The 14,661-nt window shown below is 67.6% G+C and carries 16 protein-coding genes and 1 tRNA gene; 5 read left to right on the forward strand and 12 right to left on the reverse strand.

The window, feature by feature from the left end:
• Positions 1–8: 8 nt before the first annotated feature.
• Positions 9–1,184: an MFS transporter gene (locus ETD86_RS00180; protein ID WP_211369724.1), complete on the forward strand. Its 1,176-nt coding sequence runs from the start codon at positions 9–11 to the stop codon at positions 1,182–1,184.
• Here the strand turns inward: ETD86_RS00180 and ETD86_RS00185 are convergent.
• From ETD86_RS00185 to ETD86_RS00195, 3 genes are read right to left on the reverse strand one after another with little or no spacing between them, the layout of a single operon-like run.
• Entirely contained in the window at positions 1,177–3,375 is a 2,199-nt protein-coding gene (locus tag ETD86_RS00185) for a heavy metal translocating P-type ATPase (RefSeq protein ID WP_138664000.1), read from the reverse strand. The genes ETD86_RS00180 and ETD86_RS00185 overlap by 8 nt on opposite strands.
• Before the next feature lie 30 nt (positions 3,376–3,405).
• A complete protein-coding gene (locus ETD86_RS00190; protein ID WP_138664001.1) occupies positions 3,406–4,374 on the reverse strand; it encodes a hypothetical protein in 969 nt (322 codons plus the stop codon).
• Positions 4,371–4,583 carry a heavy-metal-associated domain-containing protein gene (locus ETD86_RS00195; RefSeq protein WP_138664093.1) on the reverse strand — a complete coding sequence of 71 codons (213 nt, stop codon included), beginning with the start codon at positions 4,581–4,583 and terminating at the stop codon, positions 4,371–4,373. The genes ETD86_RS00190 and ETD86_RS00195 overlap by 4 nt, the downstream gene beginning before the upstream one ends.
• Positions 4,584–5,103: 520 nt before the next feature.
• On the opposite strand from ETD86_RS00195, the gene ETD86_RS56580 reads away from it, so the two are divergent.
• The 3 genes from ETD86_RS56580 to ETD86_RS00205 all read left to right on the forward strand — a co-directional run bounded on the left by ETD86_RS56580 (position 5,104) and on the right by ETD86_RS00205 (position 6,059).
• Positions 5,104–5,223 carry a DLW-39 family protein gene (locus ETD86_RS56580; protein ID WP_020542320.1) on the forward strand — a complete coding sequence of 40 codons (120 nt, stop codon included), beginning with the start codon at positions 5,104–5,106 and terminating at the stop codon, positions 5,221–5,223.
• A 16-nt stretch (positions 5,224–5,239) separates the two neighbouring features.
• Positions 5,240–5,968 (forward strand): HAD-IA family hydrolase, encoded by a 729-nt coding sequence (locus tag ETD86_RS00200; RefSeq protein ID WP_138664002.1) that lies wholly within the window; start codon positions 5,240–5,242, stop codon positions 5,966–5,968.
• A 15-nt stretch (positions 5,969–5,983) separates the two neighbouring features.
• Positions 5,984–6,059: transfer RNA gene (locus ETD86_RS00205), tRNA-Ala, on the forward strand.
• Between the two features lie 56 nt (positions 6,060–6,115).
• On the opposite strand, the gene ETD86_RS00210 is transcribed toward ETD86_RS00205, so the two are convergent.
• From ETD86_RS00210 to ETD86_RS00245, 9 genes are all read right to left on the reverse strand, one after another.
• A complete protein-coding gene (locus tag ETD86_RS00210; RefSeq protein ID WP_138664003.1) occupies positions 6,116–7,303 on the reverse strand; it encodes a tyrosine-type recombinase/integrase in 1,188 nt (395 codons plus the stop codon).
• Complete coding sequence (locus tag ETD86_RS00215; RefSeq protein ID WP_138664004.1) at positions 7,303–7,509, reverse strand: helix-turn-helix domain-containing protein; 207 nt, start codon at positions 7,507–7,509, stop codon at positions 7,303–7,305. Before ETD86_RS00215 ends, ETD86_RS00210 begins: the two co-directional genes overlap by 1 nt.
• 14 nt (positions 7,510–7,523) lie before the next feature.
• Complete coding sequence (locus tag ETD86_RS00220) at positions 7,524–9,131, reverse strand: replication initiator (protein ID WP_138664005.1); 1,608 nt, start codon at positions 9,129–9,131, stop codon at positions 7,524–7,526.
• Positions 9,128–9,283, reverse strand: coding sequence for a hypothetical protein (locus ETD86_RS54705; RefSeq protein ID WP_170222803.1), 156 nt, complete (start codon positions 9,281–9,283; stop codon positions 9,128–9,130). The genes ETD86_RS00220 and ETD86_RS54705 overlap by 4 nt, the downstream gene beginning before the upstream one ends.
• Positions 9,280–10,698 (reverse strand): FtsK/SpoIIIE domain-containing protein, encoded by a 1,419-nt coding sequence (locus tag ETD86_RS00225; RefSeq protein ID WP_138664006.1) that lies wholly within the window; start codon positions 10,696–10,698, stop codon positions 9,280–9,282. Before ETD86_RS00225 ends, ETD86_RS54705 begins: the two co-directional genes overlap by 4 nt.
• 82 nt (positions 10,699–10,780) lie before the next feature.
• Positions 10,781–11,095: a hypothetical protein gene (locus tag ETD86_RS00230; protein WP_138664007.1), complete on the reverse strand. Its 315-nt coding sequence runs from the start codon at positions 11,093–11,095 to the stop codon at positions 10,781–10,783.
• Complete coding sequence (locus ETD86_RS00235) at positions 11,092–11,508, reverse strand: plasmid replication, integration and excision activator (protein WP_138664008.1); 417 nt, start codon at positions 11,506–11,508, stop codon at positions 11,092–11,094. The genes ETD86_RS00230 and ETD86_RS00235 overlap by 4 nt, the downstream gene beginning before the upstream one ends.
• Positions 11,509–11,636: 128 nt before the next feature.
• Entirely contained in the window at positions 11,637–12,368 is a 732-nt protein-coding gene (locus tag ETD86_RS00240; RefSeq protein ID WP_138664009.1) for a GntR family transcriptional regulator, read from the reverse strand.
• A 148-nt stretch (positions 12,369–12,516) separates the two neighbouring features.
• Positions 12,517–12,750 carry a hypothetical protein gene (locus ETD86_RS00245; RefSeq protein WP_138664010.1) on the reverse strand — a complete coding sequence of 78 codons (234 nt, stop codon included), beginning with the start codon at positions 12,748–12,750 and terminating at the stop codon, positions 12,517–12,519.
• A 376-nt stretch (positions 12,751–13,126) separates the two neighbouring features.
• Between ETD86_RS00245 and ETD86_RS00250 the strand changes: the two genes are divergently transcribed.
• Positions 13,127–14,599, forward strand: coding sequence for a helix-turn-helix domain-containing protein (locus ETD86_RS00250; RefSeq protein WP_246147462.1), 1,473 nt, complete (start codon positions 13,127–13,129; stop codon positions 14,597–14,599).
• Positions 14,600–14,661 lie beyond the last annotated feature (62 nt).

Here is a 14,661-nt window from a genome sequence, read left to right on the forward strand (position 1 = left end):
GCGCTCTCATGGCGAGGCCGCTGAGGGCGGCCGTGAACGGCCCGCGCATGCTGGCCCAGGCCCAGTTCGCGAACTCCGTCGGCGACGGCGTCTACCTCGTCACCTCCGCGTTCTACTTCGCCAGGATCGTCGGGCTGCCGGCCGCCGAGATCGGCCTCGGCCTCACGCTGGGCTGGGCCGTCGGCACAGTGGCCGGCGTCCCGCTCGGCCACCTCGCCGACCGGCGCGGCCCGCGCGGCGTCGCCGTGCTGCTGGCGATCATGACGGCAGTGGCGGTGGTCTCGTTCATGTTCGTCCGGTCGTTCGCGCCGTTCGTGCTGGTGGCCTGCCTTTACGGGACCGCGCAGACCGGCCTGTCCGCCGCCCGCCAGGCGCTGCTCGCCGGGCTGGTGGAGCCCGCGGATCGTACCGTGGTGCGGGCGGCCCTGCAGGCCACGTTGAACGGCGGCCTGGCCGTCGGGGCCGGTCTCGGCGGGCTCGCGTTGTGGATCGACACGCCGGCCGCGTACCTGACGTTGTTCGCCCTGGATGCGCTGAGCTTCCTCGTCGCCGCGGCGCTCCTTCTCAGGCTGCCTGCCGTGCGGCCCGCGCCGGCCCCCGCCACCGGGCCGAAGCTGGCCGTGCTCAGGGACCGTCCCTATGCCGTCATCACGCTGATCAACGCGGTGATGCTCGTCTACATGCCGCTGCTGAGCGTGGTCGTGCCGCTCTGGATCGCGGAGCGTACGTCCGCGCCGTCCTGGGTGGTCTCGGCGCTGCTCCTCATCAACACCGGCAGTGTGCTGCTCTTCCAGGTGCGGATGGCCCGGCGGGTCAAGGGACTGCGGGACGCGTCCTCGTCGGTGCGGCAGGCCGGGTTGGTCATGCTCGCGGCCTGCGTGGTGTTCGCCCTCAGCCCGTACGGGTGGATGTTCCTGCTGGTGGCGGCGGCGCTGCTGGTCCTCGGCGAGATGTTGCTCGCCGCCGGGGCCTGGGAGATCAGCTTCGGGCTCGCCCCGGATGACCGTCAGGGCCAGTATCAGGGTTTCTTCAGCAGCGGTGTGGCCGTGGCCAGGATGTGCGGCCCTGTGGCGCTCACCGCACTCGTGCTCGGCGGCGGGACGCTCGGGTGGCTGCTGCTCGGCGCGATCTTCGTGACGGCCGGCGCGGCGATGGCGCCGGCCGTCAGATGGGCGCTCAGGTGAAGCGGCGCAGCCGCAGGCTGTTGCTCACCACGAACACGCTGGAGAACGCCATCGCGGCGCCCGCGATCATCGGATTGAGCAGGCCGAGCGCGGCCAGCGGCAGCGCGGCCACGTTGTAGGCGAAGGCCCAGAACAGGTTGCCCTTGATCGTGCTGAGCGTGCTGCGGGACAGCCGGATGGCGTCGGCGGCCACCCGCAGGTCACCGCGGACCAGGGTCAGGTCGGAGGCCTCGATGGCGGCGTCGGTGCCGGTGCCCATCGCCAGGCCCAGGTCGGCCTGGGCCAGCGCGGCGGCGTCGTTGACGCCGTCACCCACCATCGCCACGACCCTGCCTTCGCCCTGCAGCCGCTTGACCACGTCCACCTTGTCGGCGGGCAGCACCTCGGCGATCACCTCGTCGATGCCCACCTCGGCCGCCACACTCTTGGCCACGGCCTCGTTGTCGCCGGTCAGCAACACCGGCGTCAGGCCCAGTGCCCGCAGCTGCGCGACGGCCTCTTTGCTGGTCGGCTTGACCACGTCGGCCACCACCAGCACCGCGCGCGCCCGACCGTCCCAGCCGACCACCACCGCGCTCCGCCCGGTCGCCCGCGCCTCGTGCAGCTTCCGCGCCAGCTCCGGACTCGGAGGCTCCTCCAACAAGGTGGGCCGGCCGACCAGCATTGCGTGCCCGTCCACGATGCCCCGCACACCGAGCCCTTCGACGTTGGCGAAGTCCTCGACGGTCGCGTCCGACCGCGCCGCTCGCGCGACGGCCTGGGCGATCGGATGCTCGGAGGCGTGCTCCAGCGCACCGGCGAGCCTGAGCACCTCCTCGCGGCTCTCCCCCTCCGCCACGTGCACCTCGACCAGGCTCATCCTGCCCTCGGTGACCGTGCCGGTCTTGTCCAGCACCACCGTGTCGATCCGGCGGGTGGACTCCAGCACCTCCGGACCCTTGATCAAAATACCCAGGTGGGCGCCCCGGCCGGTCCCCACCAGCAACGCCGTCAGCGTGGCCAGCCCCAGCGCACACGGGCACGCGATGATCAGCACCGCCACCGCCGCCGTGAACGCCGCCCCCACACCATCCCCGGTGCCCAGCCAGAAACCCAGAGTCCCGATCGCCAAGGCGATCACGATCGGCACGAAAACCCCCGAGACACGGTCGGCCAGGCGCTGCACCCGCGCCTTACCCGTCTGCGCCGCCTCCACCAGCGTGGCCATCTGCGCCAGCTGCGTGTCCGCGCCCACCCGGGTGGCCCGCACGATCAACCGGCCACCCGCGTTCACCGTGGCCCCGGTCACCCCATCGCCCGGCCCGACCTCCACCGGCACCGACTCGCCGGTCAGCATCGAGGCGTCCACCGCTGAGGACCCCTCCTCGATCACCCCATCAGTGGCGATCTTCTCACCCGGCCGCACCACGAACCGGTCCCCCACCGCCAGCTGCTCGACCGGGACCCGGCGGCCGTCGGCCAGCTCCACATCCTTGGCACCCAACTCCAGCAACGCCCGCAACGCCGCACCCGCCCGCCGCTTGGCACGGACCTCGAAGTACCGGCCGGCCAGGACGAACGCCGTCACCCCCGCCGCCGCCTCCAGATAGATGTTGCCCGACCCATCCGTGCGCTGAACCGTCAGCTCGAACGGATGCGTCATCCCCGGCGTGCCCGCACTGCCGAAGAACAACGCCCACACCGACCAGCCCAGCGCGGCCAGCGTCCCCATCGAGATCAGCGTGTCCATCGTCGCCGCGCCGTGCCGCAGGTTCGTCCAGGCCGCCTGGTGGAACGGCCAGCCCGCGCACACCACCACCGGCGCCGCCAGCACCAGCGACAACCACTGCCAATACGTGAACTGCAACAGCGGGACCATCGCCATCGCGACCACCGGCACCGCCAGCACCACAGCGGCGACGAGCCGGTTACGCAGCGACTGAAGCTCATCCCCCGACTCCGGCTCCGGCTCGGCCGCCTCCACCGCTGGCAGCGCGGCGGTATAGCCGGCCTTCTCCACCTCACTGATCAAATCGCGCGGATCAACGCTCCTGGCGAAGGTGACCTTCGCCTTCTCCGTGGCGTAGTTGACCGTGGCCGTGACACCGTCCAGCTTGTTGAGCTTGCGCTCGATCCGATTGGCGCACGACGCGCAGGTCATACCGCCGATCGAGAGCTCGACGGCTCGTTCCTCGGTGAGGGAGGAGGACATCGCCGCTCCTTTCTTCCGCGTCCTGCCCGTTCAGTGGGTGTGGTCGTGGTCGGCCGACGGGATGTGCCCGTCCGACAGGGTGGCCGTGGCCGTGAAGCTCGCCGTACGCACCTTGCCGTCGTGCTGGAAGTCCAGGAACAGCCGGTAGTCGCCGGTGCTGGGCACCTCGGCGTAGAAGACGATCTCCGGTCCGGCCTTCTTGCCGTCTTCCGGATGCACATGCAGGTAGGCGAGGTCGCCGGCGCGGAGTGCGACCAGGTGGCCGTACGCGCCGAGGTAGGGCTGCAGATCGGTGACCGGCTCGCCGCCCTTGTTGACCGTGAGGGTGAGCTTGCTGGGCTGGCCGGGGACGAGGTTCCCGGCGAGGTTCACCGTGTAGTCGTCGACCGTGGCCGTACGGCTGACGTGCGGGAGCGGCTCAGGCTGGAAATCGCCCGCGGCCTGGAGATCCACGCCGAGCGTGAGCTTCTCGCCATCGCTGGGGACGAAGTCGGCGAAGGCGCGGTACGCGCCCGCCTTGGGGAGCGTCAGCTTGACCGACCACGTGCCGTCGGGGGCCATCTCCGGATGCACGTGCTGGAAGCTCGTCAGGTCCCGCGAGACGACGATGAAGTGCATCTTCTTGTCATGCTCGATCTCGTAGTCCGTGACCGGCTTGAAGTCGGGGCCGATCACGGTGAACCTGAAGTCCATCGGCTGGCCGGTCACGGGCGTGGTGAGCCGTTTGAGCGTGTAGCCGCCCTGCGACACCTGGAGCCCTCCAGGTGTGTTGCTCCGCGTCTGCTGAGTGGTGCTGCCATGCCCGCCATGCCCGCCATGCGCGTCCCCCGGCTCGTCGGCACGGCCTTCCGCCAGCGCCCTCGCCAGCGCCACGGCGGGGTGGTCCTCGACCTCTGGCGAGGTCTCCGCGGGGCCGACCACGCGTCCCAGGCCGAGGGAGCCGCCGAAGACCACGGCCAAGCCCAGGACGTAGGCGCCGAGCCTGGCGGGGGCGTTCATGCGCGGGCCGCCAGCTCGTACCCCGCTTCTTCCACCGCGGCGGCGATCCGCGCCGCGTCGATCGGCTCGTCACTGTTGACCGTCAGCACGCCGCCGGCCAGGTCGACCTCCACAGAGCTGACCCCGGCGACCTCGCCGACCTCCTCCTTCACCGAGCTGACGCAGTGTCCGCAGGTCATGCCCTTGACGGTGTAGGTGGTGACGCTCATCACGGTCTCCTTCGCATGCATGTCTCGATCATGTACGGTATGCGTATCCGAACCTAACACCATACCCCCCTAGGGTATGGCGGTCTTTCGTGGCTCATATTGACGTACGCACCAGCACCCGCCCTCGGCGCCTTGTTCGCTGAGAGCTTTCTTCAGCGCCTAGACCCACGAACGGCGATCACGGCGATCACGGCGCCCATGATGCGGCTTCCCAGCCACACCCCAATGACGAGCCCAAACGCCAACCCACAAACCACGGGAAATAAATCCGATATATACCCATATATCCGATACAAGCGACGCGAGGCCTCACACATCATCACTTGGAGTAATTGCTGCTAGGTCGTGGCGCGGGGTGAGGCAGGTATGGTGGGTGGGGGCTTGAACACTTGCTCTTCGCACATTCCGCACATCTGGGCCGTGCGCAACACAGGGACCGCAGCCATCCCTTGCTAGGCTGCTTTTCAACCGTTGGGTCTCACCCCGGCAGGTGAGGCCGTCGAAGAAGTGGGGTCACACCGTGAAGAAGCTGCTCGTTCTGGCGCTGATCGCCCTTGGGGGGTTGCTGATCTGGCGTAAGGTGCAGGCCGACCGCGCAGAGCTCGATCTCTGGACCGAGGCGACCGGCAGCGAGAACTAACCCGACCGGCGAGGCGATGAGTGACATCGTCCCCATCAAGCTGGTGTGCCTGGACCTTGCGGGCACCACGGTCGGTGACATCGCCATGGTCGAGCGCGCCTTCGCCGAGGCGATCGCGACCCAGGGCATAGTGCCCGGGACCGGTGCGTACGCACGTGCCATGGTTCATGTGCACCGGTCCCGTGGCTGCCCCAAGATCGATGTCTTCCGCGGGATCTTCCCCGGCAACGAGGCCCAGGCGCAAGCGGCTAACCTGACGTTCGAGCGCTCCTACGAGGGCGCACTGGAGCGGGCAGGTCTCGTTCCCATGCCCGGAGTCATGGAGGTCCTCGACAAGCTCCGCGGCACCGGCATCAAGCTCGCCTTGATCACCGGCTTCAGCCGCACCACCCTGAGCCGCATCCTCGGCGTGCTCGGCTGGCACGACAAGATCGACCTGGCCATCTCCCCCGAAGACGCCGGCGGCCGCGGCCGCCCCTGGCCCGACATGATCCTCCACGCCGTGCTCCGCCTGGGCGTCGAGGACGTCCGCAACGTGGCGGTGGTGGGCGACTCGGAGAGCGACATGCTCTGCGGTCGCCGAGCCGGCGCCTCGATCGTGGCCGGCCTGATGACCGGCGTCCACAGCCGGGAACGCCTCCTGAAGGGCGGCGCCACCCACATCCTGGACTCGATCATCGACTTCCCGAGTTTGGTGCTGAGCGATGACCTCGGCACGACGCAGGTAGCGTCTTCCGCCCGGTAAGCTATCTTCGTCGAAGGGGCCTTAGCTCAGTTGGCAGAGCGCCTGCTTTGCAAGCAGGAAGTCAGGAGTTCGAATCTCCTAGGCTCCACCAGCGAAAACACCCCGCCACTGATCATGTGACGGGGTGTTCGTGCCATTAACGTGCCATTAGCCAGCGGGGACCAGCGCGCCTGCGCTGCCGTCGTCATCTCCCTTCTTGGGCTTCTTCGCCTTCTTCCGCTCGGCCTTGATGCGGGCCGAGAGCGCGTCGGCGATCTTCTGATCCGCGTCTCGGGTGGCGTGCTGGTAGATGAGCGCGGCCCGGTCGCTGTCGTGTCCCATGCGCGCCTTGAGATCGGCGAGGCTCGCTCCTGACTGGGCCGCCAGGGTGTTGCCGGTGTGCCGGAGATCGTGAAAGTGCAGCCCTTGCACGCCCATCTCCTTGAGCGCGTCAGCCCACTTGGCCTCACGCCGGAAGTTGCTCCCCCGAAGGAACGCCCCGCGCTTGCCGAGAAACACGAAGGCGTCTTCGGCCTCATCGACGTACGTTGCCAGGTGCTCGGCGAGGATCGGAATGATCACCGAGGGGATGCTGACAGTCCGCCGACCAGCCTTCGACTTCAGCGGCCCAAGGCGCATCTCGCCGCCGTCGAGTTCGAGGAGCTGTTCCCGTACGTTGACGGTGCGGGCTTGGAGATCGATGCTCGACCGGCGAAGTGCCGTCACCTCACCCCACCGCAGGCTGGCGAAGGTGGTCAGCAGGACCATGGCCTTGAAACGGCGGTCGGCCATCCGGTCGGCCAGCTCGAAGACCTGGGCCACGTTGAGCACCGGGCGTTCCGGTGCGTGCTCATTGCCCGCGCCCTTGATCCGGCACGGGTTACGGCTGATCATCTTGTCCTCCTCAACCGCCGTCATCAGCACGGCGCGGAGCAGGCGGTATGCCTTCGCCGCAGTGGAGACGGAGACCCCACGGTCGAGGAGTCCGGCACGCCACGCACGGACCGTCTTCGCCGTCAGCTTCCCGACAGGCACCTTTCCCAGCGTCGGCACGATGTGGCGCTCCAGCAGCCATGTGTAAAGCTCCAGAGTCTTCGGCCGCAGTCCCGGACGCTCCTTGACCCAGTCCCGCGCGTAGATGGCCAACTCGACCTTGCCTCGCTCGGGGTCGGTCCATTCCCCCGAGATCATCTGAGCTTCGATGAGCGTCAGAGCCCGATCGGCGTCCGTCCTGGTGCCGTAGGTCGTCGTACCTGTGTGGATCACGCCGTCTGGGCCGGGATAGCGAATCTGGAAGCGTCCGGAGGGGAGCTTGCGGATATTGCCGAAACGCCGGTGTCCGTCCTTGTTGGCCATCAGGCAGCCCTCCCCGTGACGTTGCTGCGCGTGAGTGGTGTGACGGTGCCTGCGACGACGAAGGCGATCAGGGCCGATTCGCGGATGCGGACGTGTCGGCCGACCTTCACGAACTCGATGCGTCGCTCAGAGATCAGGCGACGGACGAAGCGAACCGATGTGTGCAGCAGTTCGGCCGCTTCATCGACGGTCAGTAGCTGGTCCATGCGTCTACCTCCCTTCACGCTGCCTGCGGAGTTGCCGAAAGATCTTGTCCGTCTGCTCTGGCCTGGAGTTCGGCCATGTGAGCGCGCCAGCGTTGCCGCTCGCGTACGGATCGCAAGAGCCGGACGGCCAGAGGGGCGATGTTGGCATCACCGGCCGGGATCGGCCGCCAGACGTAGCGGTGTGGGTCTATGGGCTCGTCGGTCTTGCCGAGGGCTTCCAGGACCCAGGTACGGCGGTCCTGCTTGTGTTCGGCCAGAGTCTTGTTCGACCACTTGCGGGAGACGAGGACACGGCGTCCGGCGTAGCCGAGATGTTCGGGCTTGTGGGCCTTGGAGCGGCAGCGACCGGGAGCCATCCCGGCTTTGGCGCCCTTGGGCTGGATGCCATAGCGGAGCCAGTTCGGGCAGGCCGGGGAGCAAGGTTCGTAGCGCAGGGCATCGACGAAGCGGGCCGCGTGCTCGTGATGGGCCTGGTTGTCGAGCCCGTCGCCGAGGCTCTTGGTCAGGTATTTGGACAGGTAGCGGATGCACTGGTCGGCGTCCTTGGTGCCCGCGAGCACGCCCTTGACGTCCACCTGCTCACCGAAGCGGATCAGATGCAGGGGTTCGGCGTCCTCGTCGGTGTCCAGCTCGTCGAGGGCTTCGTCCCAGGTGGGCAGGACCTCTCCGGTGTCGGGGTCGAGGTAGCCGGTCCCCTCCTGCCAGATGGGCAGGTGCTCGCCCTCGAAGATCACTTGATCGACGGAGGGCCACCACACCTGGTGGTAGGTGGCCGCCGCGATCTGCTTGATCTCGGCTCGTGGGAGCGTTCCACGGATGGCCATGTGCAGGTGCGGAGCGAGCCGTTTCTGCGGCTCCACGGTCGCGAAGTACTGCACGTCGAAGCCCGCCACGCGGCGCAGGTTCTGTACGAACCGATCCACGAGCTTGGAGAAGTGCAGCGCGTCCCGGGCAGCTCGCGCGTATTCGTAGGTGTCGGGATCGACCGGTACGCCGTCGCGGACCTTGCCGTACGAGGGCAAGGTGAGCGTGACGAACAGCGAGGGCCGGTAGGTCTTGCCGTCCGGGGCCTGGAAGGTCCGGCCCAGTGTGGTGTGGGCCATCTTGCGCTTGGGCAGGTCTGGTGCGTCCTGTCGGCGCTTGGTCGAGCGGGCACGCTTGGATGCCGTCCGGCCGAGCACGTTGCCGCGCATGCCTGCCGCGTTGATCTCCTCGTCCAGGCCCTCGATGACCGCGTCCAAGTCGGTCGTGTCGTCACCGACCTGTTCGGCCTCGTCGCGCTGGGCTTGGATGTCGGCGCGGAACTCGACCAGCCAGCGCTGTTCTTCGTTCGGGTCGTCCGGGGTGATGGTGGGTTCCTCGTCGAGGTGCCAGCCTTCCCGGCACTGGGCCTTGCGGAGCTGCTGGTTGCGCTTGGCACATGGCGGGCACTTGCTGTCCATCGGCGAACCGCACGGGACGTCGATGATCTCCCACTGGCCGGTGTGGGTGTCGAGCCGCTTGAGCGGGACGGGTCGGATGCAGACGCCGTTCAGCTTGGCGACCTCTTCGACGACGTCGCGGGCGAGAGGCATCGCCAGTCGTACCGCTCGGGGTAGGGCGCGGTCGTGCGCATGGGTCATAGGGGCCTCCCTTCGTCGGTGTCGGTGAGGATGAGCGCGGTCTGGCCGCACTCGCGGCACTCGACCAAGGCGCGGGTCAGGTCGAGCCAGAGGGCGTTGAGCGTGCCGCAGGAGGCGCAGCGCAGCCCGTCGAGGACGTGGGCGAGGTTCATGCGGCCTCCCCGAACTGGGCGACCATGGCGCGGATGTCGGTGTCGGAGACGTAGGCGGCGCGGACCCGGATCGGTTCGGGTGAGGTCTCCAGTCGCATGTAGGCGACGCCGGCCCCTTGCTCGGGGATGGGTGAGATGTGGTCGGCGAGTGCACCCCGGTCGCGTGCGCCGTCGCCGAGGACCATGTCCACCTGTTCGGACTCGTCGAGCCGGAGGGCGATCTTGTCGGGGAACAGGTTGCGGATGTTCATGACCTCCTTGCGCGGGTCCTGGAGAGCCGCCATGACGCCGACGCCGACCGAGCGGCCTTGGGTGGCAAGGGTGGCCAGCGCGGCGGAGATGCGCTGCCGGAGTTGCTTGTCGGGCTGGTACGCGGTCAGGAACGCGACCTCATCGACGAGCACCAGGACGAACGGATCGTCGATCGTCGGGACGTGGGAGCGCTGGAGCCCGGCGAAGCGGGCCGCCCGCTTCTGCATGACGCTGACCGCCTCGTCGAGGAGATCGGCGCAGTCGGCGGGATCGGCGGCATAGCGGCCCTGGAACAATTCCCGTCCGAAGGACAGCTCCATCAGCTTGGGATCCAGCGCCCAGACTTGGGCCAGGCCCGCGCGGATGGCGGGAAGCAAACCGCGGATTGTGTCCCACAGGAACGAGCCCTTACCGGCCCCGGTCGCCCCCGCGATCAGGACGTGGGTGCCGTGCACCTTGAGCCGGAGTGGTCGGCCGTCTTCCTGCTTGCCGATCTCGACCGGCCCCACGGTCGGTTCGTCGGGAACGGGTAGCGCTGGGATCGGCGTGGCCAGGGGATCGCGGCGCGGGAAGATGAGCAGGAGCCTGCCGCCCTTGATCAGCGCGACACGACAGGACGTAGTACCGAAGCCGTGGGCCAGGTTCTCGATACGGTCGGACCAGTCCTTGACCGCCTGGCCGCGCAGCATGCGCACGGTGATGCGGTCGGCCCAGCCGTCGCACTGGACGCGGACGAGCCAGGGCAGGTAGGTGCGTCCATAGACCCGCTTGCCGAGACCGGAGACGTCCATGACGGACTGCCAGTGACGGCGGTAGACCGACATGAGCCGCCACCAGGCCAGCAGTCGCCAGCCGACGAGGCGGGCGAAGGACGGCCGGTCGATGAAGGCCCAGGAGAGCAGGCTCAGCGTGACGATCCCGAACAGGGACGCCGCCAGCGGCCAGCCGTACTGGTACCAGGTGAAGCCGAGCATAGCCGGGACGGCCGTCGCCACTGGGTGCCGCCAAATCGTCCGGACCAGGGCGACGAGGAAGCGGTACAGGTAGATGACCAGGGTGATGATGGCGGGTGTGCGGACGACGGCCGGTTGGAAGACGACGGCGGTGTCCGGGGTGGTGGTGACCAGGTTGCGCGCCTCGTCACCAGGAAGCCTCTTGAACATTAGGCTGGAAACCTCTCGTGATTCGCGTCAGGGGAGATGAGGGGCCGCCGGAAGGACCAGTTCCAGCGGCCCCGCTTGCTTGTCAGGCCGCCGACTCGGCCGCATCCTGGGGCGACTGTTCGGCGTACAGGCACTCGCAGTCGGCCAGGTAGCGGGCGGCGGCGTTGAAGATCTGGCGGGCGAGGTCCAGGTCGGCGTCGGTGACCGGCCCGGCCCCGGTGGTGGAGATGTGCACGTTGGCCTCCGAGGAGCGGAGCTCCAGGTACGGGCGCGGGTTGCTGAGCAACATCCCGGCGCTGACCTTCAGGTGCGGCGTGTGGAAGGAGACCCCCACGTACGGCGTGGACTCGGGCATCATGGACAAGGTGACGTAGGTGTAGGGACGGTGTTCGCTCATGCGGCGGCCTCCTTGCTGTTGTTGGTGGACTTGACGTTGGTGCGGGGCGCGAGTATCTGCCGCGCCTTGATGGAGTAGGCGAGTCGCCCGGAGCCGTTGACGTACGGGGTGACGGTCAGTCCGTCGAACTCGACCGGTGTGAACGGCAGCCCCGCGACGGGAGCCGGGGCGACCGGCTGGGTGGGGCTGAGGATCTTGACGGCCACGGTCTTCTGGGCCGCCTTGAGCGTCGGGTCGGCGTCCATGACGGGGATCTGCCAGACGGGTTCGCCCGTCTGCTTGTCCCGCGCCTGGACGAACCTGCCGTTCGTGGAGGCCTCGAAGTCCTTGACCGGCTCGACCTCCCCGACGGTGTAGCAGCCGTGCGGGAAGACCTGGGCGAACGTCACGGGGATGGGTCCCTGCATTGCCATGTTGAATCACTTCTCCTCTTGGGCGGTCAGCCATCTTGACTGACCAAGTTGTAAGCCCATTAAGCACAAAGCCCACTTGGCCAGTCAAGTGCACCAAGCGGGCTTCGTAAGAGAAGTTGGAACTCCAGCTACCGAATTGGGTAGGCATCCTCCAATTCGTGCCGGTCACCAGGCAGAACAGACTCCACCACCACCCACGGCTTACCGGTCGCGTCGCACGCAACGGCGTAGACGACGAGCAGCGCAGCCGAACTCTTGACCCCCAGGAGCGAGCACTCCTCCTTGGTCGGATTGCGCGCGGTGACGTGCTCGATGATGTGATCCAACGAAGCGCCGGCCACGCTCTCCACGTAGCGGCGAACGCCCTGCTTCAACTCCTCCGACTCGGCCAGCGCCGTACCTTGCGCCGCCTCAATCGCCAGCCAGGTGGAAGAGATCTCGGTCGGCTCGCCGTCGTGCTCGGTGAGTGATCGCCGCAGTATGACCGGCGACTTGGGCTTGAGCCCCAGATACGAGGCGATCCGGTTGGGTGCCTCGACCTCTCCGGTCACCAGCAAGCGGCTGGAGACCTGGGCTTCCTTGCGGTCGAGGAGTTCGCGTCCGGCCCGTGCCTGCTGACCGGTGGGGATGGCCGGGCGCCCGCGCACGAACCGGCCCTTGCCTTGGTGGGTGACGATCCAGCCCTGATCGCGCAGTACACCGAGGGCCTTGACGACGGTCGGGCGCGCCATCGCGAATTCGGCCATGAGCTGGTGTTCACTGGGCAGCGGGGAGCCGGGCGGATACTCGCCCGAGTCGATGCGCCGCTCAAGTTCCGCGATCAGTTGCGCGTACTTCGGGGGCGTGTACTCAAATGACATCAGGGCTCCACATTCAACATGCCTGTCTAGCCAAGCAGGCTATCAGCGCATGCTGCTTAGGCAATCCCTTCTAGCGACAGATGGGCGTACCCCTGGTACGACGACGGCGCGGCCCCCACATTCAGGGAACCACGCCGTCAAGGGACACCTACACCGTCTGACCTTGCAGCAGGGTGCGCCAGACCTCGGCAGCCTTGTTGTACGACCACCGATGAGTCTCGTAGATCGTCTCCCCGCCGTCACCGTCATATTCCGTCCGGCGGATGTACGACTGACCACCCAGGCGACGCAGCTCGTACACGGTTGACCGGCAGTGGCACGACCAGGCCACCACCCGGGCACGGTCTTCAGGCTTCGCAGCCTGGCGCCAGACCAACTGCATGTGCCCCTCCTGAACCTTGCTGACGTGTGGACTGATGCAGTCCGTGATGATCTCCACTACGTGGCCCGCTTTCTGCCGACTCCGGAACACTCGAAGCAGGTCACCTGCACAAGCTCGACCGCCGTCCCGTCAAGACGGCGTAGCGCCTCGGCACGGCTCTTGCGCACCCAACGCCACCCCTGGGCCCGACAGGCCCGGCACCTCTCACTTGTCGGTTGATCGCTCCGAGTCATGGGACAAGCGTCTTCACCTGCGGCAAGGCAACCCATCCCGAGCCGGAATCCTCGGACGGGATCAGCAATATCCCTTGACGGGATAACCACGAACCGTGAGCGTTGAGTTACCGGCAGTCCAAGGACGCAAGGGGAAACGGCACATGCCCGCAGACGGGGCCGAACCGGTCGTCATACCAGCCGACCTGTGGCAACGCCCCGACATGCACACCGCCCTCACAAATCGCGACATCGGCCACCTCTTCCGGCTCGTCCGCCAGTACGCAGGCATCAGCCAAACCCGCATTGGCGTCGCAGTGGGCTTCAGCCAGGGCAAAGTCAGCGAGTACATGCAAGGCAAGGCCCAAGTCACCGCACTCGACGTCTTCGAGCGCATCGCCGACGGCCTGCACATGCCCGACCCCGCCCGCATGCTCCTCGGCCTCGCCCCACGCATCCTCACCGGCGTGACCTTCCCGCCCACACCCATCCCGCCACGGGATGGAACACCAGCAAGCAGCCTTCTTAGCGTGGAACAAGTAGTCATCGGCTCGCGCCAGCCCGACGACACTTGCGACGTTGACATGCTGACGCTGGCCTGGATCGTGGGAAGGCTAGATGGCCACATGGACCGCCGAACAATGCTGCTCATCGCAGCAGGACTGACCGCCGAAAGCGCCACCTCCATCGCCAACCCCTGGGAGCGCCTCACTCTCGCCCTCTCCGGCACCCGTGCCGACCAAGAGGACACGGTCGAACGCTTCGAAGCCCGAACCATCGGCTTCCACCGCCTCGAAGAGACCATGCCCGCCCGCAGCCTCTACCAGGGCCTCACCGCACACCTCAACGAGCTGAGCACTCTCCTCCAAGCCGGGCTTCCGGACCGCCTCCGCCGCCGGCTAGCCGCCACCACCGGCGAAGCCGCTGTCCTGGCCTCCTGGATCGCCTGGGAGATCAAGCAACCCGGACAGTCCGCCGCATTCGACCGCATCGCCACCTTGGCGGCGCAGGAGAGCGGGCACCCAATCATCCAAGCCTGCGCCTACGCCTACCGCTCCTATGCCGTCCGAGGCGCTCCCGCCGTCCAGAACATCCGCCTCGCCCAGCAGCACCTACCGGCCCTGGGCGACAACGCCACTCGCGCGTGGCTGCTGGCTCGCGAAGCCGAAGAACTCGCCAACCTCGGCGACCGTCAGGCGCTCGTCCGCCTGGAACAGGCAAGGGACGCGTACGGCGAAGCACGTCCCCAGCGCGAACGGGCCTGGACCCGCTTCTTGGACCCTGGCCGGATGGCCGCCTACCGGCTCTCGACGTACGTCAACCTCGGCGACGAACACCGCGTCATCGACGAAGGCCAAGCCGCCCTCAATGCCCTCTCGCACGAGACCGACCACAAGAAGATCGCCGCCGTCCACGCCGACATTGCCGCCGCTCAACTCCGCATCGGTGACCTTAACGAAGGCATCGCCAACGGACGCCTGGCTCTGGAAACCGCCCAGCGCACCGAATCCCGCTGGGCCTTCCAACAACTCGCCGGAGTAGAGAACGCCCTCACCGGCAAGCGCGACACCTCAGCCCGTGAACTGCTGGCCGCCATCAACTCGGCGCACCGAAGCTTGAGCCAACCGTCTGCGTGATCGCATCGGGCATGTAACCGTGCACTGCCGAATTGTTCTTGTAGGTATCAAGGCGGCGGCGC

The sequence above is a fragment of the Nonomuraea turkmeniaca genome, from assembly GCF_005889735.1.
In the GTDB taxonomy this organism is placed as follows: domain Bacteria; phylum Actinomycetota; class Actinomycetes; order Streptosporangiales; family Streptosporangiaceae; genus Nonomuraea; species Nonomuraea turkmeniaca.